This is a genomic window from Veillonella sp. R32, from assembly GCF_010093125.1.
GTDB lineage: Bacteria > Bacillota > Negativicutes > Veillonellales > Veillonellaceae > Veillonella_A.
Genome location: NZ_NMZQ01000025.1, coordinates 20,447 through 43,353 on the forward strand (window position 1 = coordinate 20,447; position 22,907 = coordinate 43,353).

Consider the following 22,907-nt stretch of genomic DNA (forward strand, 5'->3'; position numbering starts at 1 on the left):
TAGCGAATGTAAGAGTTTGAGATGAGGGAATGAGAATGAGTACGTATTTACAAGGCCTATGTGCCTCAGGCATTAGTGGCAATATGATGATAGGGGCGCTGTTAGATTATGGCGTGCCGTTTCAATATCTACAAGATGCCTTACAGCCTTTAGGTCTTAGTGATTTTGAGTACCTCTGTGAGCCTGGTGAGAAGTTAGGCGTGGCAGGCACCTATTTTGATGTAAAACTTCATTCCCATTCCCACGCTCGACCTCGTTGGTTTAATCCGTTTAGTTGGCATAGCCACAAAGGGCGTCGTAATTATCCAGACATTAAGGTCTTAATTGAAGGTTCTTCATTGAGCCCCTGGGTCAAAGAGAAAGCCTTAGAGGCTTTCTTATACTTAGGTCAAGCGGAAGCTAAGGTTCATGAAACCACCCTTGAAAAAGTCCATTTTCACGAAGTGGGCGCTATTGATTGTATTATTGATATTGTAGGCACTATGTGTTGCTTAGAGTATCTGGGCGTAACGGGGATTCGGTTCTCGCCCCTTCATGTGGGGCAGGGGAAGGTGCGTTGTGATCATGGTTTAATGGATATTCCTACACCAGCGACGGCCGCCTTACTAGAAGGATTTCCTACGTATGTGACGCCTGTTACTGGAGAATTGGTGACACCTACTGGAGCGACGTTAGTTAAAACGTTAGCAGTGGATAGTGTCTCTGAAAATGAAGGTCAGTTGGCTAATGGTACTGCCATTGTGAAGCCTACGATTAATGAAACCAGGATTCAAGAGTTGGTTATGATCATGATGTCAAAAGCGGATACAGCCTCTAAAAAGGGCGTAGGCTTAGGTTCTATGGATTTACCAATCCCTAATGTATTTACCGTATTTGAAGCGTAATACAGAGCCGTATAAGCTTCTTGGTCAGACAGTTTAAGCGTGTTATATTACGCATTATAAAAGGAATAAGCAGGGCTTTGTAAGGTGTGTAAAATTTTTGCCAAGAAATTTTTACAAAAGTGTTGACAGGTACTAGCTCTGTCTGTTATTATTATTAAGCGGTCAGGGACAAGACACTTTGAATGGTGTCAAGTTAAAAAATATCTTGACAAAATATCGTTAACGGTGTAGAATTGTTTCTGTTGTGAAATGCGGAAATAGCTCAGCGGTAGAGCACCGCCTTGCCAAGGCGGGGGTCGCGAGTTCGAATCTCGTTTTCCGCTCCACTTTCATTCCTCGATAGCTCAGTCGGTAGAGCAATCGGCTGTTAACCGATCGGTCGTAGGTTCGAGTCCTACTCGGGGAGCCATTTTATTAACACAGGCTTGGTCCTTTGTATATATAGGGGTATCGCCAAGCGGTAAGGCAACGGACTCTGACTCCGTCATTCAAAGGTTCGAATCCTTTTACCCCTGCCATTTTTTACATGACTCACTAGCTCAGTTGGCAGAGCACCTGACTTTTAATCAGGGTGTCCCGCGTTCGAGTCGCGGGTGAGTCACCACTTTTGGCCCGTTGGTCAAGCGGTTAAGACACCGCCCTTTCACGGCGGTATCGGGGGTTCGATTCCCCCACGGGTCACCAACATATGGACGATTAGCTCAGCTGGGAGAGCGCCTGCCTTACAAGCAGGATGTCGGCAGTTCGATCCTGTCATCGTCCACCAAATTGCTGATTTTTGAAAGTGCTGTACTAAGTAGCTTATCAATTCAATAGAATATATGATTTTGAAAATATAACTATTAAGAGTAAAGGTTTAGCATGCCTTTACTCTTTTATTTTATGAGTGATTAATGATACGAAAATTTAGTGTTATTATCATCTCTAATTCCCATATTAACAATTAGATATAAATTTAAGTGACTACCTCATCAATAAAATGTTAAAAATAAAAGAATTTTTAAGAAAATAAACGTAAGAAAATAGTAGAGAGTGTATAAAAATAATAATTAAAAATTTTAAAATAATTTGATTTAATTTGACAAATATGTCATTATAATGATATAAGTGCAGAATAGTAATATTTAATATGTTTTAAATGCAAAAGACTGTATAGTTTCTTTACTACTTGGGAGGGTTTAGTGAAGGTTGTGCAGGTTTTACGCAAGTAGGGGAACTATTAATGACTGCTTACATGAAAGGGGCGTGTTAGTATGGATAAAAAAACAAGAGCACTTTTAGTGGCCACATTAGCTACTACGTCTGTTTTGTATACTGGGGGGGACTTTTAGCTGCTGACTTAACAGAAGATCAGCAAGCCGTGTATGATGCGGTGGTGGCGAAGTTTGGCAAAGATATTACCGAGTTACAAGGGTGGACAAGAGATTTATATATTAAGAGTGAAGCTATGCCAACGCCTGGCACAGGAAAAGGCGTCGCATTAGGCAAAGACTCTGTAGCGAAAAGTGAATCAGCTGTTGCCATTGGTAATGGGGCGAACGCGAGTGAAGAAGAGTATGCTAATATAGCGATAGGTTCTGCTGCTCAGGCCTTAGGTGGTAGTACTGTAGCTATAGGTAGTGGAGCCCAATCGATGACGGGAGGAGCTGTCGCTATTGGCACCAATGTAACGTTAACAGACGAAAATAGCCATGGGAGTACAAACTCCATTGGTATTGGTCACAGCATACATAGTAATGGCATACGTTCTATTTTAATAGGTGAAGATATAGGAAGAGATGCACCTAATGAGTATGGCTATATGGTTGGCATTGGTTATAAAGTCAATCCAAGTTATGATTCAGTGGCTATTGGTAGCTTTTCAAGTACTAAAGGCAGTGGCGTTGCTATTGGTGCGGGATCTCACACATTAGCTGATAATGGTGTGGCCATTGGGTTTACAAGTTTTTCAGCTAGTCCGAACTCTGTAGCATTAGGACATAATTCCTATGCTTATACTGGTAATGCAGCAGCTAAGTCGTATTTAAGTAATGAAGATTTTAGTGCTGAGAATGGTGTAGTAGCCATAGGCAATAATTTTGAATTAAATTTGGGAGATGAGAAGGCACCTATCAATCATCGCCGGATTACTGGTGTAGCTGGTGGTGCTGATGAATACGATGCAGTTAATGTGAAACAACTTCAGGCATTGAGTTCAGATGTAGACACACGAATTGCCAATAAAATGAGTACCATTAGCGGTAGTGGTGTAGAGTACATTGATATTAGTTCCAATGAAGACGGTAATAAAGATAACTCCGGTGCTACTGGTACAGATTCTATCGCTATTGGCCCTAATGCAACGGCTAAATCTACTAATACGGTAGCAATTGGCTCTAAGGTCACAGCGGCTACTGACAATGCTATTGTAATTGGTAGCAATATTACTGATGGCAATGGTGTTGTTATTGGGGTAAGCTCTGCAGCAACTTCAGATAATAGTATTGCTATTGGTGTAGAAGCGGATGCATCTGGTAGTGCTAGAAATACAGCGGTAGGTTGGAAATCTAAAGCTACTGGTGACTATAGTGTGGCCTATGGTCAAAATAGTAAGGCCTTAGGAGAGTCTTCAGTTGCACTCGGTACAAGTGTAACCGCTAATGGTAAAGCTGGCATTGCTATTGGTAATGCGGCTGTAAGCAACACGGAAACTAAAACGGAATCTTCGATTGCCATTGGTGATAGAGCGACTGCTGAAAGTAATGCAGGGGTTGCTATAGGGAGTAGAACAACTGGTTCTGGTGACAGAAGTACAGCTTTAGGATTTTTTGCCACATCAAGCGGTAAAAATGCTACTGCATTAGGGGCAAATTCTGAAGCAGCAGGGCTCAGTAGTGTGGCTATGGGTTCTAGTGCTAAGGCAGAAGCTGAACGTTCCATTGCTATCGGTTCGAGTTCTGTTGCTGATAGAGCGGCCGGTACATTTGGTTATTCACCTGAGACTGGCACATTTGCAGATGAGGGTGAAGTAATCGTCTATTTAGGCAAAGTTGATGAATACAATGAGTTGACAACAAAAGCTTTGGCTAAACAGGAAGAAATGCTGCAGAAAAAAGCAGCCGCTGATGCTAATCCTAAAGATAAGGCATTATATAAAGCTGCTGTTCAAGCTCGAAATGAACTCTATGCGATTTTAGATGAACAAGATAAATTAAGTAGAGCTTATAAAGCTGGCTTAGGAGCTGTTTCCGTAGGTAATGACTTAAAGACACGTCAGATTACTAACGTTGCAGCTGGCACCGAGGATACTGATGCAGTTAACGTGGCACAGCTTAAAGCGTTGAATAATAAAGTAGATGCGAATGCAATTGAATATGTATCTATTAAATCCACTGAAGCAGGTAACAAGGACAATTCTGGTGCAACAGGCACTGACTCTTTAGCGATTGGTCCTAATGCAAGCGCTAGTGCCAATAATACGGTAGCCCTAGGATCTAATGTAACAGCAGGGATTAATAATGCCATTGTAATAGGTAGCGATATTACTGATGGCAAAGGTGTTGTTATTGGGGTAAGCTCAGCAGCTGCATCAGAACTTAGTGTTGCCATTGGTAAAGGGGCTGTAGCTGGTGATGCACAGCAAGCCGATGTAGCTATTGGTAACTATGCTAAGGCTAGAGGACTGAGTGTGGCTATTGGTGATGGTGCAAATGCTTTTGACATTAGTGATTCAACAAGTGATGCGAATGGCCTTTCTGTAGCTATTGGTTCCAAGGCGAAGGCTACAGGGCAAGGTGGTGTAGCTGTAGGTAATTTGGCATCTGCAGCATTCCAATCTAATGCTATGGGCGGACAAGCTAAAGCGATTGGCCGAAATACAGTGGCTATTGGTGATACCTCTGAGGCTAGTGGTGCAGGAGCTATGGCACTTGGCACTCGTAGTAAAGCATCAGATACATTTGGGGTGGCTTTAGGCATGGAAGCAGAAGCCACAAAATCTAGTAGTATTGCGATTGGGGCCCAAACAAAAGCTAATGGTGGCTGGTCACTAGCTGTAGGTAGAAGTACAGTAGCTAGTGGGGAAATGACAACTGCTTTAGGTTATAAAACAACTGCAGCTGGAGCTCGTTCTATTGCTATTGGTCCATGGGCTAATACCTCAGAAGGCAGTTATGGTACAGCTATAGGTTATAATGCAAAAACTAAGGGAACCAATACTATTGCTCTAGGTGGCTATACGGAAGCTTTTAGTGATAAAGCAATGGCTTTAGGCTATTCTTCTGAAGGTAATGTTGAAGATGGTGTAGCTCTAGGCGCATATTCGGTAGCTGATAGAGAAGAAGGTATACTTGGTTATACAGTAGATGGTGTAACTTTTAATAAACCCGCAGATATAGCTTCATATTTAGGGAAATCGGCAGAATATGAGGCTGCCACAAAAGACTTTAATGAAAAAGTAGCAGCGTATAACGCTAAATTTGAAGAACTAGAAAAAGACCCTAATAATGAACAACTAAAAGGTGAAGTAGCCGCATTAAAACAAGCGGCTTATGCTAGTCAGAATGCTAGAAATGCTATTATTTCACCATATTTATCTGGCTTAGGCGCTATTTCAGTAGGTACTGCATCTGGCACTCGCCAGATTACCAATGTAGCTGCTGGTACCGAAGATACTGATGCAGTTAATGTGGCACAGCTTAAAGCGTTGAATAATAAAGTAGATGCTAATGCAATTGAATATGTATCTATTAAATCCACTGAAGCAGGTAATAAGGACAATTCTGGTGCTACTGGGAATAACGCGATTGCTATTGGGCCTGATGCGAAAGCGATTGCAAAAGGTGGGGTAGCTATTGGTAATTCTGCAGAGACAAAGGCAAATGATACAGTGGCATTAGGTTCTAGAGCAAATGCCCAAAATACTAGTGACACTGCCCTTGGAACTGAAGCAATTGCTTCAGGTGGGTGGAGTGTTGCTATTGGTCAAAACTCTGCATCTAGTGGTGAAATTTCATTAGCTGTAGGCTTTGATGCACAGGCGACTGGTATGCACTCGCAGGCTCTAGGGATTATTTCTAGAGCAAGTGGTGAGGCAGCCAATGCATTTGGTAGACAGGCCAGTGCTAGTGGGGTAGCAGCTAATGCTATTGGCTTAGAAGCAAATGCAGCTGGCAATGATTCTATTGCAATTGGTCGTAATGCTACAGCGCAACTTCAAGGTGTTAATGGCATCGCTATTGGTATATCGTCTTACATAGGCAAGAAAACAGAAACTGGTGGAACTCCAGAGCAAGGTATACCGGACAATTCGCTTGTGATTTCTGAAGATGATACTACTTCAGGTGATCCAAATCAAGAGTATAAGAACTCTATTGCAATTGGTAATACGGCGAAATCATTTGGCTATCAGAATACAGTTTTAGGGGCAGGTGCTGAAGCTCATGATACAAATGAAGTGGCTGTTGGTACTGCAGCTAAGGCAAGAGGTCACTATGCAGTAGCACTTGGCCAGCAGGCTAATGCCAATGGTAAAAATGCAACCGCATTAGGCCACTGGGCTCGTGCGTATGGTGAAAGTACAGTCGCTATTGGTGACTATGCAATTACTAATACACTAGACGGTAAAGATTCAGTTACTAATGCTATTGCAATAGGATCCCTTGCGCGTACAGCTTCAAATAACTCTGTCGCATTAGGCTCAAATTCTCTTGCCTATATTGCTGACGATGTAAAAACAAAATCATACTTATCAGATGAAACCTTTGCTAAAGAAGATGGTGTAGTGTCGGTAGGTAATGTTGAATATACTATTGGTGACACTACAGTAGAGGCTAATCGTCGCCGCATTACGAATGTTGCTGGTGGTGCCGATGATTATGATGCGGTTAATGTTAAGCAATTAAAAGCATTAAATTTGAGCATTGTTGGAGATAATAAAGTTGAAGATGTACCAGTTGAAGGAAAGATAAATTTAGCAACTCAACAATTGGCTATCAATGGTGATGATAATATTGCAACTACTGTAGCTAAAGATGGTCAGTCGGTAAAGCTTGCATTATCTAAAACTGTAATAGATAAATTAGGGGCGGTAAAATATTTATCAGTAAATTCCACTGTAGAAGGCAATAAAGATAATACCGGCGCTCAATCAGACCATGCTATAGCTATTGGCCCTAATGCGGCTGTTATTCCAGGCGAACCAGCGCCAGGTAAGGTCAATGGAGAGAGTTCGCAACATGGCGTAGCTATTGGTTATAATTCGAAGGTAATAGGCTCTATGTCAGGTGTAGCTATAGGTCCTGAAAATGAAGTGAATAATTCTAATACAGGGATAATAGTTGGTAGACAGACGAAAATAATAAACTCTAAAGAGAGTGCTGCTTTTGGTTATAAAATAGAGATTAACAATTCGGAATACAGCTTAGCGTTAGGTGAACGAGCTAATATTAAGAATGCAGTTAACTCTATTGCTATGGGGTATCGAGCTGAGGTTGATAAAGGCAATTATGGCATTACAATGGGTAGTGATGCGAGTGTAAAAGCGGATTATGGTGTTGGTTTAGGCGCATTAACTTCTGTTACTGTTGCTAATGGTGTTGCTTTAGGGGCTAAGTCTGAAGCGTTTACAGAAGGAAAGGTATTAGGGTACAATCCATTAACTGGCTCTCAATTTACTTCTCTTGATGAAGTGGCAAAAGTTGTAGGTTTAAGTGATCAATATAATGTATTAAAGGGGCAACGTGAAACGATGGCCTCAACAGTAGCGACTCAACAAGCTGAATATGATCGATTGAATGCCATTTATGAGCAAGATCCTACTAATAAGGCGGCGAGAGATGCTAAAAATGCTGCAGGTGATAAGTTAGATGCGTCTATGGTTCAATTAAATAATGTAGATGCAGCGATTAATCATATTGTATCAGCCTTTGTATCTACCGATGGAGCTGTATCGGTAGGTCGAGATGCATCACAAAAAGGTAAAAAGATTAATAGTGAAGTAACTCGTCAAATTACTCATGTAGCGGCTGGCACAGAAATGACTGATGCGGTTAACGTAGCACAGTTGAAACAGGTGGAATCATTAGCTAACAATCATACAGCCATCAAGGTAAATGATGTAGCGCCAGTAGCTGGTGCCGATGGTGCCTACGGCAAGTATGTAGATGCTAATGGTTTATCTGTAGCAGTTAAAGATGCTGAAGGACAAAAGATTTACGACTTTAAATTAAGTAAAGACATTACTGTTGGTACACCAGGTAAGGATGGCAAAGATGGTACGCCTGGTAGCATTACGATTGTCGGCGAAAAAGGTAAAGATGGTGCTGATGGAACGCCAGGTAAGAATGCAACCGCTGAAATTACTGTCAAAGAAGGTACACCAGATGTTGATGGTAAAGACGGCGAAACTATCACTCGTATCGTTTATGAAACTGGCGAAAAAGACGAAAATGGTAACCCAATCGTTACAGAAGTAGCTACTCTCAATGACGGCATGAAGTTTGCTGGCGATGATAGTACTAAATATGTAGCTAAGAAACTTAATGAACAGCTAGATATTAAAGGTGGCGCTGCAGCGGATGCGTTGAGTGACAATAATATTGGTGTAGTTGCTGATGTAGATTCTAAGGATCCTAGCAAAGTAACTGGTTTACGCGTTAAATTAGCGAAGAACGTAGTTCTTGCTGACGGTAGTGTAGCATTTGATGAAGCCGCAACTGATGATGCAGGTAATAAGTTAGTAAAAGGTCAAGATGGCAATTGGTACACAGATTTAACTGATGCGGTATATGATGAAAATACTAAGTCCTATACTAAAGACAATGCAGCTTTATCTCCAGTGGAAACGCCAAATGTAGGCACTGTAAAACTATCCTCCACAGGTCTAGACAATGGCAACCAACGGATTACTAATGTAGCTGAAGGTACAGCCAATACAGATGCTGTTAACTATGGTCAGTTAAAAAAACTCATCTCCGAAACATCTGATACCCTTGGTGGTAAACATACAGCCATCAAGGTAAACGATGTAGCGCCAGTAGCTGGTGCCGATGGTGCCTATGGTAAGTATGTAGACACTAACGGCTTATCTGTAGCGGTTAAAGAAGTTGAAGGACAAAAGATTTACGACTTCAAATTAAGTAATAAGCTTACTGTCGGCACACCAGGCAATGATGGTAAAGATGGTACGCCTGGTAGCATCGGCATGGTAGGCCCTGCTGGTAAAGATGGTAAGAACGCAACAGCTGAAATTACTGTTAAAGAAGGCACACCAGGCGTTGATGGTAAAGACGGCGAAACTATCACTCGTATCGTTTATGAAACTGGCGAAAAAGATGATAATGGTAATTCAATCGTTACAGAAGTAGCCACTCTCAATGACGGTATGAAGTTTGCTGGCGATGATTTTGTTGATGATGGTACTAAATATGTAGCTAAGAAACTTAATGAACAGCTAGATATTAAAGGTGGCGCTGCTGCAGATGGCTTAACTGATAATAACATTGGCGTAGTTGCTGATGTAGATTCTAAGACTAGTGAAATTACTGGTTTACGTGTTAAATTAGCGAAGAACTTAGCTCTTGCTGACGGTAGTGTAGCATTTGATGAAGCCGCAACTGATGCTGCTGGTAATAAGTTAGTAAAAGGCCAAGATGGTAACTGGTATACAGATTTAACTGATGCTGTATATGATGAAGGTACTAAATCGTATACTAAAGACAATGCAACATTAACTCCAGTAGAAACCCCAAATGTAGGCACTGTAAAATTATCTGCTACAGGCCTAAACAATGGCAACCAACGGATTACCAATGTAGCTGCTGGCACAGCCAATACCGATGCTGTTAACTATGGACAATTAAAAGATTTAAATACTGAAATTAATACGAAGATTGATAATATTAGTAGCAGTACAGCTAAAAATAAAACTAAGTACGTATCTATTAACTCTACATTAGAGGATAATTCTGAGAATAATGGTGCTACAGGTACAGAAGCAATTGCTATTGGTGGGGGTGCCAATGCAATAATGATGAACTCTGTTGCTTTAGGAGTTAATTCGAGAGCTTATGGAACAGAAGCAGTAGCTATTGGTAAAGATGCATATGTAGATTATATGAATGGGACAGCGATAGGTGAGTTTAGTAAAGCTAATGGTACATATGCAATCGCAATTGGTGGTGCGGAAAAAGAAGAAGAAGCGACTACTGCAAGTCATTATGCAATTGCTATGGGTGAACAAACTAAAGCTTTGGGTAAAGGCTCTGTTGCATTAGGTCAAAGGGTATCTATCGATGAAGCTAGTAAGTTCTCTATGCATATTGGAAGTTGGTCATCTACTATAAATTCGTCTAACTCAGTTGGGGTTGGTCCAGCTATTAGAGTGAACAACTCAAATTATGCAGCTGTATTTGGTTCGAATGCTAAGGCTGTTGAGGCAGAAAAAGGGGTAGCACTTGGCTATAGTGCAGAGGCTCAAAAAGCAACGACTGTTGCATTAGGAGCTGGTGCTAAAGCTAATCGTGAAGCTGGTGAAGAATACGGTTATGTACCGGGGGTTGAAGGTGAAGCACTAGAAACGTTCAAGACTGAAAATAAAGATTCGGTAATTTGGAACAGTACATTAGGTGCTGTAAGCATTGGCGAAGATGGTAAGCAGACTCGTCAACTTACTAATTTGGCTGCTGGTACAGAGATGACTGATGCGGTTAACGTAGCACAGTTGAAACAGGTGGAATCATTAGCTAACAATCATACAGCCATTAAGGTAAATGATGTAGCTCCAGTAGCTGGTGCCGATGGTGCCTATGGTAAGTATGTAGATACTAACGGCTTAGCTGTAGCAGTTAAAGACGTTGATGGTCAAAAGATTTACGACTTCAAATTAAGTAAAGACATTACTGTTGGTACACCAGGTAAGGATGGTAAAGATGGTACGCCTGGTAGCATTACGATTGTCGGCGAAAAAGGTAAAGATGGTGCTGATGGAACGCCAGGTAAGAATGCAATCGCTGAAATTACTGTCAAAGAAGGCACTCCAGGCGTTGATGGGAAAAACGGCGAAACTATTACTCGTATCGTTTATGAAACTGGCAAAGATGCTAATGGTAATCCAATTGTTACAGAAGTAGCCACTCTCAATGATGGCATGAAATTTGCTGGTGATGACAACACTAAATATGTAGCTAAAAAACTTAATGAACAGTTAGATATTAAAGGTGGCGCGGCAGCAGATAGCTTAAGTGATAATAACATTGGCGTAGTTGCTGATGTAGATTCTAAGACTAGTGAAATTACTGGTTTACGTGTTAAATTAGCGAAGAACTTAGCTCTTGCTGACGGTAGTGTAGCATTTGATGAAGCCGCAACTGATGCTGCTGGTAATAAGTTAGTAAAAGGCCAAGATGGTAACTGGTATACAGATTTAACTGATGCTGTATATGATGAAGGTACTAAATCGTATACTAAAGACAATGCAACATTAACTCCAGTAGAAAAACCAAATGTAGGGACTGTAAAACTATCTGATACAGGCTTAGACAATGGAAACCAACGTATTACTAACGTAGCAAAAGGTATAAATGGAACAGATGCTGTTAACTATGATCAGTTGATAGAGGAGATTGGTAAGGCAGAATCTACCGTTGGTAGTAACCATACAGAACTTAAAGTTGATGGCACCCCAGCTGTTAAGGATACGTATGTTGGTGAAGGAAACTTACAACTTGGCTTAACTGAAGTTAACGGTAAGAAGGTATATGACCTCAAGCTTAATAGTGAGGTAACAATCGGTACACCAGGTAAGGATGGCAAAGATGGTACGCCTGGTAGCATTACGATTGTCGGCGAAAAAGGTAAAGATGGCGCTGATGGAACCCCAGGTAAGAATGCAATCGCTGAAATTACTGTTAAAGAAGGCACACCAGGTGTTGACGGTAAAGACGGTGAAAGTATTACCCGTATTGTTTATGAAACAGGCAAAGATGCTAATGGTAATCCAATTGTTACAGAAGTAGCCACTCTCAATGATGGCATGAAGTTTGCTGGCGATGATTCTACTAAATATGTAGCTAAAAAACTTAACGAGCAGCTAGATATTAAGGGTGGCGCTGCAGATGATGCTTTAAGCGATAATAACATTGGCGTAGTTGCTGATGTAGATTCTAAGACTAGTGAAATTACTGGCTTACGCGTTAAGTTAGCGAAGAACATTAATTTACCTGACGGTAGTGTTCGTATTGGTGGTACTACCGATGAAGAAGGAAAGCCAGCAGGCGGTCTTTATATTGCTAAGCAAAAACCTACGCCAAAAGTTGCCGGTGAAGATGCACCAGATAAAGCTGTAGAAGGTTTATACATTACTGGTTTAAGTAATACCGATTGGGATCCTGATACTACTGGTATCGTTGAAAATCGAGCAGCTACTGAAAAGCAATTACAAACAGCAATTAGTAATATTAGCTCACAAGTTGGCCAAGCTGGTGTATGGACATTGCAAGTAAATGATGTAACACCTCGGAGTATTACTAAAGGTACAGCCGTACGTTTTGTAAGTGGTGACTATGTAGAAGTTAAACAGTTAACCACTAATGATATACAAGTTGATGTTAAAGAAACGATTAAAAAGAAAATTGATAAGATTGATGGCCTAGGCACTAAGGTTACAAACTTAGAAGAAAAAGTTACTAACATCACTAACAATGGTATTGTTACTAAAGTTGAAGGCGATGCTACCGGTGTAAAAGTAACTCCAGTTGATGCGTCTGAACCGTCTAAAGGCGTAAAAGTGAGTCTTGATGAAACAATCAGAGTGGGCGGTATTACTATCGATGGTACGATAGCAAAAGAGGGGGAACAGCCTAATAACACAATTACAGGGTTAACTAACAAAACTTGGGATGGTGAAACCTTTGAAACTGGTCGAGCTGCTACCGAAGATCAACTTCATGCTGTAGACGGCAAAATTACGAATATTATGGATAATATCAGTAATATTGCTGGTGCTACCACAATTAAAGAAGGGGATGGCAACATTTTAGCGCCTAAGACTGATGGCAAGAATGAATACACGTTATCCTTGAACAAAGATCTTAAAGTGGGGAACAGCATTGCTATTGGCGATAAAGTGTATATTACTAAAGAGGGTATCAATGCAAATGGCAAACCAATTAGTAATGTTGAAGCAGTTCCGTTAAGTGCTGATGGTAATTATGCAGCGACAACCGGCCAAGTATTTAAAGTGCAAAAAGAATTAACAGACCAAATTGATGGAGTAGCCAATGTAGTACAAAATAATGCGCGTCAAATTTCACGTTTGGATACGAAGATTAATAAATCAGGTGCCGGTCTTGCTGCATTAGCTGCCTTGCATCCACTTGACTATGATCCAGATAATAAGTGGAATTTCACCGCTGGTGTTGGTACTTATCATGGTTCTAGTTCAGTAGCATTAGGTGCGTTCTATCGACCAAATGAAAATACTATGTTTAGTGTAGGTGGTACCTTAGGCAATGGCGAAGATATGATGAACTTTGGCGTAAGCATGAAGTTTGGCGAATCTAATCCATATGCTGGCATGAGCAAAGGTCGTTTAATTGAGTATGTGGAAAAACAAACAACTGAAATTGACGATTTGAAAGCTCAAAATGAAAGTCAAAACGAACGTATTAAGAAGTTAGAAGAATTAGTACAATCGTTGATGATTAGTAAATAGACATATTGGTCGAAGACGGTCGTTTTAGAAGTAACAAAAAAAACTAGTAGGTTAATGAATTAAGATTGAAGAAGTAAATCAAGTTTTACAATCGAATAGCATCCTCAACATATGAGGGAGCCTATACTTATAGGTGTCGCTATATGGGGTAGCGCTTATGAGCTAGCTGATGAGTTAGCTCATGACCTAGTAGCTATAGTTATATGTTGGGGATATCCTACGACGAAGGCTGTTCTTAGGTGTTCATACTATCGCCAAATACTGGTGAGATGTTTCAAAATGGGCATTTTAGGGACAGCCTTTTGTTGTGCAAATGACAGCTATACTATATAATTAATTAAATAGAGATTTTTATAGAATTAAAGGAGATAGTATGCGATTACGTAGAAAACCTTGGATAGATGAGGCGATTCACGAGTATGATTCACATGTGATTTTGGAGAACCATGAGGCCCATAAGGGGACGTGGCGTGAATTATTCGTAGACCCTACTAAGCCGTTATATTTTGAATTAGGAACTGGCAAAGGACGTTTCATAGCAGGTATGGCTGAAACTCATCCAGAAGCTAATTTTGTTGGTTTTGAAGTGCAGTTAGGCGTGTTATATTATGCCGCCCAGAAGGTCTTTGAAGGGGGCTTGCCTAATGCTAAAGTCACTCTCTTTGACATTGCTGGCATTGAAGATGTGGTGGAGCCTGGCGAAGTAGATCGTTTTTATATTAATTTCTGCGATCCTTGGCCTAAAGCTCGACATGCTAAGCGTCGTTTGACCTATCGTACATTTTTAAATCGATATGCTCGCTTGTTAAAACCACAAGGTGAAATTCATTTTAAAACGGACAATGAAGGCTTATTCTTATTCTCTTTAGAGGAGTTTAAGGAGTGCGGTTGGACGTTAAAAAATGTAACTTATGATCTACATAGTACGGATATGCCGAATGTGATGACTGAATATGAAGAAAAATTTAGCAAAAAAGGACAGCCAATTTTCCGCCTAGAAGCAATCAAACCTGAGGAGGCGTAAATCATGGCGAAGGAAGCAAAACGAGCTGAAGATAGTTGGTTACAGCGGCTCGTACGCAATGATGCGCAAGGCATTATCTTGGTTGTTGCCATTTGGATTTTTATCGGTAGCTTAAATATTTATAGTGCTACTTCCGTTGAAATGGCGCAACAAGGTACTATTTTAAAAAGTAATATTGTAAAACATATTGGCTTTTTAATACTAAGTCTTATGGCAGGGAGCTATTTCTATCACTTAGATTATAGACGTTTGAAAGAGCCTAAATTCATTATGTGGATTATGGTGGCAGTGTTGTTATCCCTCGTTTGGGTCGGCTTTTTTGGTACCGTGGTCAATGGCGCTCGTCGTTGGATTAGTTTGCCCTTTGGGCTATCGGTACAGCCTTCGGAGTTTGCTAAATTAGCAGGTGTTATTTGGGCGGCGCAATGCATTGAAGAGTGGCGCAAACGCTTTCCTACGGTATCTTTATTTGAATCCAGAGAGGCCAATGGCCAACCTCGTAAATATCCTGTGCCTGCTAAGGCGTTATGGGCCCCGCTGGCGTTTGGAATTATTACGTTGGTTCAGCCAGATACAGGGACGGCCGTGTTGATAGTTGGCTTTCCTCTTATCTTGATGGTTATGGCCCGATTGAATCGACGTAGTTTACGGCAATTAGGCGGTGTAATGATTGTGGGCCTTATTGGATTTGCTGTTATGATTTGGCATTCGCCGTATCGTTTAGAACGTATTTTAGCGTGGCTAGATCCGTGGGGCCATGCGCAAACGCTTAGTTATCAAAGTGTGCAGAGTATGCTGGCCATTGGTTCCGGTGGCATATTTGGACAAGGCCTTGGTGAAGGCACTGCCAAATATTTTTATCTTCCGGAAGCACATACGGACTTTGCCTTTGCGGTGTGGGCCCAAGAAACGGGGCTATTAGGGGCGGCTATACTTAGTTTGGTAGTGTTAGCTTTTGTTTATTTTGGCTTCCGTGTAGCTATTGATGCTCGTGATTTCTTTGGCAAATTAATGGCTTTAGGGATTACTTGTATCATAGGGGGCCAGGCTGTATTTAATATGCTTATGGTATGTGGCATGTTGCCTGTTACTGGGGTACCATTACCATTTGTATCCTATGGTGGTTCCTCCCTCTTGATGAATGTAGTGGCTGTAGCCATTTTACTTAGCATTTCACGGACTAATGAAGAAGCGAATCGTAAGATTGGCAGTCAAGGTGTTATGCCATCGCTACGAGAGGAAACGCGCAGTCGTTTCAGACCTTCCAATGGGTAAGAATAATAACTCCAGTAGTGCATAGGGATACGTAAAATAATTTTGTTAGTGTACAGAGCAAGGTACAGCATAGTAGTCATAGATTCAGTAAAAATCTTGTTAGAGTAGGGCTATGTGATTTTCGCTGTGTATCGAGAGAAAAATAAATATTGTGTTTTGTGTAGTAAGAAAGGATTTTGAGGACATGAAAGACTTCATTGATGTGTCTGAACGGCCGTCCAATGCGGCTATGTTGCCATTAAGTTTTCAGCATTTATTTGCCATGTTTGGGTCGACGGTATTAGTACCGTATTTATTGAAAGCTGATCCAACGACAGCATTATTTATGAATGGGATTGGAACTATTTTGTATCTATTCATTTGTAAAGGTAAAATTCCTTCTTACTTAGGTTCTAGTTTTGCTTTTATTGCCCCTGTATTATCCGTTATGGCGGCGGGGATGTCCTATGAAGCGGTACAAGGGGGCTTTATCGCCTTTGGCTTAGCTTTTATTGTATTGTCCTTCATTGTTCGTGCCGTAGGGATTGGTTGGATTGATGTATTGTTCCCGCCGGCTGCCATGGGGGCTATTATCGCCGTTATTGGTTTGGAACTTGGTCCCGTGGCTATGGGGATGGCTGGGATTACCGGTGATAGTTGGCAAACGTTGGGCATGACGCATGCTCAGGTATTGACGATTTCCTTATTTTCCTTAATTGTTACGATTTTGGGAACGGTTGTATTCCGTGGGTTCTTTGCTGTTATTCCTGTGTTGATTGGCGTTGTGTCAGGCTATATTTTAGCAGCTTTTATGGGCGTAGTGGACTTTTCAAAAGTGTCAGAAGCAGCGTGGTTCTCCTTACCTCACATGAGCGCGCCTGTCTTCAATATTAACGCTATTTTGATGATTATGCCGGCTTTGTTTGTCGTATTTGCTGAACATGTAGGCCATTTAGTAGTAACGAGCAATATTGTGGGGCGTGACCTTATGAAAGAGCCAGGCCTTCAACGTTCGTTATTAGGTGATGGGATTGCCAACGTGTTGTCTGGGTTCTTCGGTGCCACACCAAATACAACGTATGGTGAAAATATCGGCGTATTAGCGATTACACGTGTATTTAGTGTGTATGTAATTGGTGGGGCTGCTGTATTGGCTATTATTTTCTCCTTTATTGGTAAAATTGCTGCGTTAATTCATGCGATTCCTGTACCAGTTATGGGTGGTGTAAGCATTCTGTTATTTGGTATTATTGCAGCATCTGGTTTGCGTATGCTAGTAGAACGTAAAGTAGATTATACACGGCCTGATAATTTGATTTTAACCTCCGTAGTTATGATTACTGGTTTGAGCGGCGCTCAAGTATCTTTGGGACCTGTAGTTCTTCAAGGGATGGGGTTAGCTACGGTAGTGGCCATTGTACTTAGCCTTTGCTTTACTATTTTCCGTAAAACGGGCCTTGGTAATAAACAGTTGAAGCATGATTAAAGTGATTCGATAGTTATTTGACAGGCTATAATCAGCACTGTTATAATGATTGGGTAGCCTTTGTGCATTTTGTGTATAAGGTTGCCCATACATGCGCCTATAGCTCAGGGGATAGAGCGCCGGTCTCCGGAACCGGGTGCGCAGGTTCGAATCCTGCTAGGCGCACCATTGATGTTTACTGACTTTTTAGAAATAAATAATTAGAAAAAATAGGTTTGTCAGCCAATTTGTCAGCCAGTTTTTTAGGAAAAGGTAGAAAATGAATGCTCATTTTCTACCTTTTTTGTTATAAATTAAATTCTTAAATTTTATTGTACAATTAACCATAATATATAACTGTTATAGGATAGAAAAAAGTCCCACAATTGACTTTTCTTAGTAGGACTTTGTATTATAGGGTTATAAATTTACGAATGAAAGAGATGATTTAAAGTGAGTAATCAACAAGATATATTTAAAGGCAAAACGTTTTTACTAATGCATAAAGATATACCTACTGTTAAATTTCATTTTTATCAGTATGAAATGTGGGCTAATGTTGATGAGGTGTTAGATAGACATCATGCACCAATTAATATGGTGGGACATTACAAAGGCGTTGATTCTTATTTAAATAAGTTTTTAAATCACCGTATAATACCGAAAGGTAGACCGAATGTTGCTGATATTCTTAAATATTTTGATAGTAAATCTTCACTAGAGTTATCTCTTAGATTTAATTAGAACATTTTCTAATATTTGAAAGGAAATACAAATGAAAGAATCTACTATAATAAAAGAATTTACAAATGATTATTTAGCTGATTTAGCTGTTAGAATGGCGCATCATAGTACAGCAATTGAAGGAAATACATTATCTTTAGGAGAAACAAAAAGTATTATTGTTGATAATTATATTCCTAAAGCTATGAATGAACGGGAATACTATGAAGTAAGAAATTATAGAAATTATATGCCATATTTAATTAATAACATCAATAATGAGATAACAATTGATGTTATTAAAGAAACACATGCTATTTTGTTAGATAATTTACGTGACGATAAAGGACAATTTAAAGTATCTCAAAATGCTATATTAGGGGCTATGTTTGAACCAACTAAACCATATTTAGTGACTAGTGAATTAAAAAATTCATTAGATAATTTATATTTTAGATTAGAGAATACTAATATAGAAGATAAAAAGATTGAAGCAATTATGGATTTTCATTATGTTTTTGAAAGAATACATCCATTTCCAGATGGAAATGGTCGAACTGGTAGGGCTTTAATTGTTCATGCATGCATTCAAAATGACATTCCACCAATTGTAATAACAAAAGAGAATCGGGATGTTTATATTAATGCATTAAATACGGATAATAAACAAGCCTTATATGAATTTGCTAAAGCTGCTAAAAATTATGAAAAAATTAGAATTGAACAATTTTCTAATAGTTAAAAACAACAATTAATTGTATTGGAACGGCTCATTAGGTCCAACCTGAATGCCATAATCCAAAGATAAAACTACTTGGCGAAAGTCTCAAATTTATAGGGATATATAAATAAAACTTTGTAAATAGTAAAGTTTTTGCTATAATGAATAAAAGTAAGGAGAGGAGTTTTATAATGAGTTTTTTATTAACTGTAATTTTAATTGTACTTATTGTATTTTTTATTAAAAAATACAATCGACTTCAGAATTTAAATCAGGAAATTAAAGAAGCAAGATCTAATATTAAAGTTGTAGTAGAACGCAAGGTGGCTATTGTTAATCAGTTTACTGAGCTTGTAAATAGCTATGGGGAATATGAAAAGCTAATGCAACTTCAAGTGTCTGGCAACTACGTAGAAATGGCAAAAGCATCTTCAGAAGCAGTTACTTCCATTCAAGCATTGGCTAATACATATCCTGAATTAAAAGCAAACACTAATTATAATACATTTTTACAGAATATTGCGCAGAATGAATCTATTTTGACTGAAAAGCGAGAAGCTTATAATAGCGTTGTAAAGGGCTATAATAGTGAAATCGCACAAATACCAATGGTCTTTGTTGCTTCTGTGTTAGGGTTTAAAGAAGCCCCTTATTTTGATCCTAATAACGAAACCGAGTTTAATTCTTTTAGTGGTGCGAATACGGAAGCCATTAAAGAATTAGCGATTAAAGGCACGGAAAAGTTGAAAGACAAAACTGAACAAATTAAAGGTAAATTTTAACATATCATAAGCTGTGATGAGTAAAACCGCTGGTTGGACTCATTGCAGCTTTTATAGTATGTAATAAGTGAATGATAAGAAAAGAAAAAATAATAAAAATAATAGAAAAAATAGAAGATAATAAGATACTAAGAAAGTATTAAGAAAGGAGCGGCCATGGGAATTTTACTTGTTATTTTAACGGCTTTTGCTTATGGGATAGTTGCTGCCGTTGTATTACATTTTATAAATAGTATTTTAGTTGTATTCGGCATTCGAAATTTGCTGGAACAATCTTTTATTCTTGAATTTTTACGAGCCTTTAATTTACCAGAACATAGCTTTGCTGTATCCTGCGTTTGGATTGGCTTGTTGTTCGTTGCATTTATTATTTTATATCAATTACCCCCGATTCAGAGCTTGCATCTATCTTTTGCAGGCATAACGAAGCCAAAAGGGGACTTGGGTGATTATTTAATAGCTTGTTGGGATGATGTATGTCAACGGGCAGGCGTTAATCCGCAGCGATATCGTTTATATGTGGGCCAAAGCGGTGAGATAAATGCCTTTGCTATGGGGCATGACCGTGTAGTTGTGTATGCTGGCCTATTAGCTGAAATGGAGCCGGCCGAATTAAAAGGCGTGCTTGCTCATGAGTTGAGCCATTTAGTTCATCGCGATACGACGTATGGAATGACTTCGTTTGCTATTGGTTCGGCTTACAATTTAGTCCTTCGCCTTTTTGGTATCATTATTTGGTTCATTGTATTTGTACATAATATCATCAGATTTATACCCTTTATTAATATTTTGTCATTGTTCTTTACGTTAATTATATTAGCTCTGAATTTTATTGTTAGAATTATGAACTCCGCTGTTAATACGGCGTTTGTTTTATTAAGTCCTTTTGGCTCACGAATTGCTGAATATCGTGCTGATCGCTATGCCTATGAATTGGGGCTAGGCGCAGAGTTAGCATCGGCCCTAGCTAAGTTAAGCCGTTATGGAGATACGCATGGATTTATTAATCAGTTATTTAGTGATCATCCGCCATTATATAAGCGGGTGGCGAAGTTGCAACAGTTAGCCAGTAAATAAATAGACGGGATGATGTATGGGGCTAGATATTTAATAGTGTTTGTAAATTGATAGCGTATATGCTATCATTAGGTTAGGGAATGTAAGGTGATGTAAGTGTATAATATTGAATTTTATGAGAAAAGTAATGGGGAGTCAGAAATATGGGACTTTTTAGAACGGTTACGTCTTAAAGGTGAAACAAGTAAAGATGCAAGAATTCAATATAAACAATTAATGTTTTATATTGACTTACTTTCAAAGAATGGGACCAACTTACCTAATAATATTACTAAACATATTGTAGAGGATATTTGGGAGCTAAGGCCAGGTAATAATAGAGTTTTTTATTTTTCTTACGAAAAAGAGCAATATGTATTATTACATTATTTCCGTAAAAAATCACAAAAAACACCTCGAAGAGAAATTGAAATTGCTAAGAGGAATAAGAAGAATTATTTACAGCAAAAAAAAGGGGATAATAAATGAGAACTTGGGAAGATTATAAAAAACATGTTAAAGCAATTGATGAGCAGAATCGAATTGATATTGAAGAAATTGAAGAATTGAGTTCTTTAGTGACATCAATTATTAAGCGCCGCAATGAGTTAGGGTTAAGTCAACGTGCGTTAGCAGAACAATGTGGGATTCCGCAATCTTCAGTAGCACGTATAGAATCATTTAAAACAATACCGAAAGTTGATACATTATTAAAAATTATGCAACCTTTAGGTTTACGATTACAAATTATTAGTATATAAAATAGTCCGCTAAGTACTTCTATTTCCCCTAATGTTAATTTTATTTAGATTTAACATTAGGGGATTCGTGTATTTGGCGGCTTTTTATTTAAATAATAACTTATTATTATTTAACCCTGGTATAAATTTAATTTATTCCTGATGTAAAGTAATTGATATTTGTTGCATATGATTTATAGTTATATACTATATGTGAAATTGTAATTACAATAATCTATTAGGTATTTATGGTAGTTAGGGGGTTAAATGATGGTTAATATTTTAATTTTATGTGCTATTATTGTGGCAATTGCGTTAGGGTATAAAACTAAAATTAATACAGGCTTTTTTGGAATTGCATTTGCATATATCATTGGCACCTTTTTTCTTGGAATTAAGCCTGGTGATGTAATTAAGATGTGGCCTATGAGTATTTTCTTTGTTATTCTAGCTATTTCTTTGTTTTATAATTTTGCCATGACTAATGGAACTTTAGAGAAGCTAGCACAGCACATGCTATATCGGACACGGCGTATTCCAAAACTATTACCATTTGCTATCTTTGTGGCTGCTACTATTTTAGCTGCTTTAGGAGCAGGATTCTTTGCTGTTATGGCGTTTTTTACTCCGATTACTATGCTGTTGTGTAAAAAGACGGGATTAAGTCCTTTGATTGGTGCACTAGCTGTTAATTATGGAGCCTTATGTGGTAATAACTTTATGATTAGTCCTGGTGGAGTTGTATTTATTGGGTTAATGCAACAGGCTGGTTATGAAACAGCTGCTTATGGGTATGAGTTTCAAATCTTTCTCGCTTCATTTATAGTGCCTCTACTTGTTTTAGGAATTATGATTCTTTTGAATACACGTAAAGCAGACGGTAGTGAGTTAGTTGATATAACTTTGCCAGAAGCATTTGATGATAAACAGCGTAGAACACTATATCTAGTAACTGCTATGATTTTTGTTGTATTAATTTTCCCAATTTTATTGATTTTCTTCCCGCAGGTAGAGATTTTAAAAACTTTAGAAAAGTCAATTGACGTAGGTTTAGTGGCTATTGTTTTTGCACTTTTAGCATTACTGCTTAAATTAGGTGATGAAAAAGAAGTTATTAAAATGGTTCCATGGGGAACATTAATTATGATTTGCGGAGTAGGTATGCTTATTTCAGTAGCTATTAAAGCCGGTACAGTTAAAATGATTGCTAGTTTTGTTAGTGATACAATACCAGAACCGGTTGTGCCAATTGTTATGGCGGCGATAGGTGGATTTATGTCATTCTTCTCTAGTACTATGGGGGTAGTAACACCTGCGCTATTCCCTCTAGTACCAAGCTTATCTGAAGCTACAGGAATAGATGCTATAGTTTTATTTTCTGCCATTGTTATTGGTGCTCAGGCTACGGCTATTTCTCCATTTTCTTCTGGTGGCAGTTTAGTTTTGAGTACTGTAAAAGAGGAAGAACGTGTAGATATGTTTAGTAAACTCATATTTAGAGGTGTACCAATTTGTTTAGGTGCTGCTATTATTTATGCATTTATTATTAATTTGATTATTCGTTAGG

The 22,907-nt window shown here is 39.0% G+C and carries 12 protein-coding genes and 7 tRNA genes; all 19 read left to right on the plus strand.

The window, feature by feature from the left end:
- The first annotated feature begins 35 nt into the window (after positions 1-35).
- Positions 36-884, plus strand: a complete 849-nt coding sequence (locus tag VER_RS06020) for a LarC family nickel insertion protein (RefSeq protein ID WP_162099974.1) — start codon at positions 36-38, stop codon at positions 882-884.
- 251 nt (positions 885-1,135) lie between these two features.
- A tRNA-Gly gene (locus VER_RS06025) sits at positions 1,136-1,210 on the plus strand.
- 7 nt (positions 1,211-1,217) lie between these two features.
- A tRNA-Asn gene (locus VER_RS06030) sits at positions 1,218-1,293 on the plus strand.
- Positions 1,294-1,327: 34 nt separating this feature from the next.
- Positions 1,328-1,402: transfer RNA gene (locus VER_RS06040), tRNA-Gln, on the plus strand.
- A 10-nt stretch (positions 1,403-1,412) separates the two neighbouring features.
- A tRNA-Lys gene (locus VER_RS06045) sits at positions 1,413-1,488 on the plus strand.
- 5 nt (positions 1,489-1,493) lie between these two features.
- A tRNA-Glu gene (locus VER_RS06050) sits at positions 1,494-1,568 on the plus strand.
- A gap of 6 nt (positions 1,569-1,574) precedes the next feature.
- Positions 1,575-1,650: transfer RNA gene (locus VER_RS06055), tRNA-Val, on the plus strand.
- A 594-nt stretch (positions 1,651-2,244) separates the two neighbouring features.
- Positions 2,245-13,575: a YadA-like family protein gene (locus VER_RS06060; RefSeq protein WP_162099975.1), complete on the plus strand. Its 11,331-nt coding sequence runs from the start codon at positions 2,245-2,247 to the stop codon at positions 13,573-13,575.
- 373 nt (positions 13,576-13,948) lie between these two features.
- Positions 13,949-14,599 (plus strand): tRNA (guanosine(46)-N7)-methyltransferase TrmB, encoded by a 651-nt coding sequence (gene trmB, locus VER_RS06065; protein ID WP_162099976.1) that lies wholly within the window; start codon positions 13,949-13,951, stop codon positions 14,597-14,599.
- 3 nt (positions 14,600-14,602) lie between these two features.
- Entirely contained in the window at positions 14,603-15,874 is a 1,272-nt protein-coding gene (locus tag VER_RS06070) for an FtsW/RodA/SpoVE family cell cycle protein (RefSeq protein ID WP_162099977.1), read from the plus strand.
- A gap of 184 nt (positions 15,875-16,058) precedes the next feature.
- Positions 16,059-17,339 carry a uracil permease gene (gene uraA / locus VER_RS06075; RefSeq protein WP_162099978.1) on the plus strand — a complete coding sequence of 427 codons (1,281 nt, stop codon included), beginning with the start codon at positions 16,059-16,061 and terminating at the stop codon, positions 17,337-17,339.
- 93 nt (positions 17,340-17,432) lie between these two features.
- Positions 17,433-17,507: transfer RNA gene (locus VER_RS06080), tRNA-Arg, on the plus strand.
- A 264-nt stretch (positions 17,508-17,771) separates the two neighbouring features.
- On the plus strand, positions 17,772-18,062 hold the full coding sequence (locus VER_RS06085) for a hypothetical protein (protein WP_162099979.1): 291 nt from the start codon (positions 17,772-17,774) through the stop codon (positions 18,060-18,062).
- 31 nt (positions 18,063-18,093) lie between these two features.
- Entirely contained in the window at positions 18,094-18,783 is a 690-nt protein-coding gene (locus VER_RS06090) for a Fic family protein (protein ID WP_162099980.1), read from the plus strand.
- 170 nt (positions 18,784-18,953) lie between these two features.
- Positions 18,954-19,544, plus strand: coding sequence for a LemA family protein (locus VER_RS06095; RefSeq protein WP_238390161.1), 591 nt, complete (start codon positions 18,954-18,956; stop codon positions 19,542-19,544).
- A gap of 156 nt (positions 19,545-19,700) precedes the next feature.
- Positions 19,701-20,621 (plus strand): M48 family metalloprotease, encoded by a 921-nt coding sequence (locus VER_RS06100; protein ID WP_162099981.1) that lies wholly within the window; start codon positions 19,701-19,703, stop codon positions 20,619-20,621.
- A gap of 96 nt (positions 20,622-20,717) precedes the next feature.
- Positions 20,718-21,089 carry a type II toxin-antitoxin system RelE/ParE family toxin gene (locus VER_RS06105; protein WP_162099982.1) on the plus strand — a complete coding sequence of 124 codons (372 nt, stop codon included), beginning with the start codon at positions 20,718-20,720 and terminating at the stop codon, positions 21,087-21,089.
- A complete protein-coding gene (locus VER_RS06110) occupies positions 21,086-21,361 on the plus strand; it encodes a helix-turn-helix domain-containing protein (protein ID WP_162099983.1) in 276 nt (91 codons plus the stop codon). The genes VER_RS06105 and VER_RS06110 overlap by 4 nt, the downstream gene beginning before the upstream one ends.
- A gap of 249 nt (positions 21,362-21,610) precedes the next feature.
- Complete coding sequence (locus VER_RS06115; RefSeq protein WP_238390162.1) at positions 21,611-22,906, plus strand: SLC13 family permease; 1,296 nt, start codon at positions 21,611-21,613, stop codon at positions 22,904-22,906.
- Position 22,907 lies beyond the last annotated feature (1 nt).

Bases quoted from the DNA above. Each gene is read 5' to 3' on its own strand.
- VER_RS06115 (WP_238390162.1), top strand. From the start codon at position 21,611: ATGGTTAATATTTTAATTTTATGTGCTATTATTGTGGCAATTGCGTTA.
- VER_RS06070 (WP_162099977.1), top strand. From the start codon at position 14,603: ATGGCGAAGGAAGCAAAACGAGCTGAAGATAGTTGGTTACAGCGGCTC.
- VER_RS06020 (WP_162099974.1), top strand. From the start codon at position 36: ATGAGTACGTATTTACAAGGCCTATGTGCCTCAGGCATTAGTGGCAAT.
- VER_RS06110 (WP_162099983.1), top strand. From the start codon at position 21,086: ATGAGAACTTGGGAAGATTATAAAAAACATGTTAAAGCAATTGATGAG.
- uraA (WP_162099978.1), top strand. From the start codon at position 16,059: ATGAAAGACTTCATTGATGTGTCTGAACGGCCGTCCAATGCGGCTATG.
- VER_RS06090 (WP_162099980.1), top strand. From the start codon at position 18,094: ATGAAAGAATCTACTATAATAAAAGAATTTACAAATGATTATTTAGCT.
- VER_RS06100 (WP_162099981.1), top strand. From the start codon at position 19,701: ATGGGAATTTTACTTGTTATTTTAACGGCTTTTGCTTATGGGATAGTT.
- trmB (WP_162099976.1), top strand. From the start codon at position 13,949: ATGCGATTACGTAGAAAACCTTGGATAGATGAGGCGATTCACGAGTAT.
- VER_RS06095 (WP_238390161.1), top strand. From the start codon at position 18,954: ATGAGTTTTTTATTAACTGTAATTTTAATTGTACTTATTGTATTTTTT.